2 protein-coding genes are annotated in these 2,424 nt (G+C 74.8%); both read right to left on the bottom strand.

The features are described 5' to 3' along the window. Positions 1–18: 18 nt before the first annotated feature. A complete protein-coding gene (locus tag ABZ070_RS36770) occupies positions 19–1,452 on the bottom strand; it encodes an FGGY family carbohydrate kinase (protein WP_356640487.1) in 1,434 nt (477 codons plus the stop codon). Between the two features lie 97 nt (positions 1,453–1,549). Beyond that, positions 1,550–2,424 (bottom strand): family 1 glycosylhydrolase (locus tag ABZ070_RS36765; RefSeq protein WP_356640485.1); only part of this gene is annotated, 875 nt, incomplete at its 5' end.

Here is a 2,424-nt window from a genome sequence, read left to right as displayed (position 1 = left end):
GAATTGTTCAGAATCCGTTTACATCGGAATGGACATCGCCCTTGCGGGTCGGCCAGCATGAGGGCGCCAGATCAGCCTTGGCGCCAACCAGGGCCGGCCGAGGCCGAGGGCGGTGCCCGCGAGGAGGGCGGCGCCGAGGGCGGGTGCCTCGGGTTCGGCGCACACGCGGGTGGGCCAGGTGCCGGTGGCGGCCTTGATCGCGGTCCAGGCGTGCAGCCGGGTCGAGCCGCCGAGCAGGGTGACGGCCTTCGGGGTGGCGCCGCAGAGGCGGGCCTGGGTGTCGGTCATCCACCGGGCGTGGTGGGCGGTGCCTTCCAGGACCGCGCGGGCGAGGTGGGCGGTGCCGTGGCCGAGTTCCAGGTGGTGGACGGCGAGCCGGGGCCGGGGGTCGGGCCTCGGCGCGCTGCGGCCTTTCGCGTACGGGGTGACGAGGGGTCCGCACGGGCCGTCGGGCAGCGAGTCGACGAGCCGCGCGAACTCCGCGTACCGCCGCTCGCCTGCGAGTCCGGTGAGGAACCGGTCGCAGAACCATTCCACGAGCAGTCCGGAGCTGGACGCCCCGGCGAGCACGATGTGGTGGACGCCGTCGGCGTGCCGGCCCCAGGACATGCCCTCCGCGGCGGTGCGTTCACGGTCGGGCGGGGCGGCCGTCACGGTGAGGACGGCTTCGGCGGTGCCCATGGAGTCGGCGACCTGACCGGGTTCGCGGACGCCGGCCGCCCAGGCGCCGACGAGGTGGTCGTGTCCGGTGACGACGACGGGGGTGTCGGCGCGCAGGCCGGTGCCGGTGGCGGCGTCCGCCGTGACCCGGCCGACGGGCTCGCCGGGGGCGTGCACGGCCGGCATGTGCCGGGGGGTGAGGCCTGCCCGGTCGAGGAGTTCCGGGATCCACGCTCCGGCGACCGGGTCCCAGGCCATGGTGCGCTGGGCGAACGTGGCGTCCGTGCCGGTCTTTCCGGTGAGCGCGTGCCCGACCAGGTCGGCGGCGCCCGCCCAGGTGGCCATCCGCCGGAGCAGGGCGGGGTCCGCGTCGGCGAGGGCGCACCATTTGGCCAGGGGTACCTTGGCGCTGGGCAGCACCCCGGTGCGGGCGTGCAGTGCGTGCGCCCCGAAGGTGTCGGCGAGCTGCGCGGCGTGCGGGGCGGGCGCGGGGTCGGACCAGGCACGTACGGGCCCGAGGGGGCGTCCGTCCGTATCGAGGGGAACACCCGCCTCGGCCATGCCGGTGAGCCCGACGACGTCCGGGGCGCGCCCGGCGGCCCGTACGCACTCCGCGAGGGCATGCAGGGCGACCCGCACGAGCGCCGCCGCCGGATGTGCGTGCGCCGCACTCGCGTACGGTGTCGGCGACTTGGCGCGGACGACGACCTTGCCCGAGGGGTCGCAGAGCAGGGCCTTGACGTGGGTGGTGCCGATGTCGAGGCCGGCGAGCAGGGGAGGGCGGGCGGTCACGGCCGGGCCTCCGGCATGCGTCCCGTCCGGGCCCCGTCCTCGTCCCCGCCCCCGGCTCCGGACAGGCCGCCGGTGCATCGCATGCCCACGTCCGGCATCAGGAGGTCTCTCCCAGCGGCGGGATCGCACCGGTCCGGGTGACCTGCGCGTACCAGTGGCCGCTGTCCTTGACCGTACGGCGCTGGGTGGCGCGATCGACGTGGACGAGGCCGAAGCGCGGCCAGTAGCCCATCGCCCACTCGAAGTTGTCGAGGAGCGACCAGTGGTAATAGCCCTTCACGGGGGCACCGGCAGCGAGGGCGCGGTGCACGGCGGTGAGGTGGGAACGGAGGAAGGCGGTGCGCCGGGTGTCGTGGACGGCGCCGTCGTCGCCGGGCTCGTCGCCGTGGACGGCGCCGTTCTCGGTGATCACCAGCGGCGTGCCGGGGTAGTCGGCGTGCAACCGCAGCAGCAGGGCTTCCAGGTCGTCGGGGACGATCTCCCAGCCCAGGTCGGTTCGGTCGACGCCGGGGCGTCCCTCTTCGACCGTCCACGGCCAGGGGCCGTCGCCGGGGCGGGCGCTGACGATGCGGCGGGTGTAGTAGTTGACGCCGATGAAGTCGCTGCCCGCGGCGATGGTGCCGAGGTCGCCGTCGTGGACGAAGTCGAGGTCGCCGATGACGTTCTCCCAGTGGGCCCGCATGTCGGCGGGGTAGCCGCGGCCGTGCACCGGGTCGAGGAACCAGCGGTTGACGTAGCCGTCGGAGGCGTACGAGGCCCGGCGGTCGGCGGGACTGTCCGGGTTGTCGGGGGTGTGCGGGAAGAGGCTGTAGGCGATGCCGGCCCGGGATCGGGGGTGCCGGGCGCGCAGTTCGCGGACCGCGAGGCCGTGGCCGAGCAGCAGGTGGTGCATGACGGTGGCGGAGGCCTTGAGGTCCTTCTCGCCGGGTGCGTGCAGGCCGAGCTGGTGTCCGAGGAGGCCCACGATCCAGG

It is taken from the genome of Streptomyces sp. NPDC006283 (assembly GCF_040613325.1).
In the GTDB taxonomy this organism is placed as follows: domain Bacteria; phylum Actinomycetota; class Actinomycetes; order Streptomycetales; family Streptomycetaceae; genus Streptomyces.
This window is presented reverse-complemented; position numbering and strand designations above follow the sequence as displayed.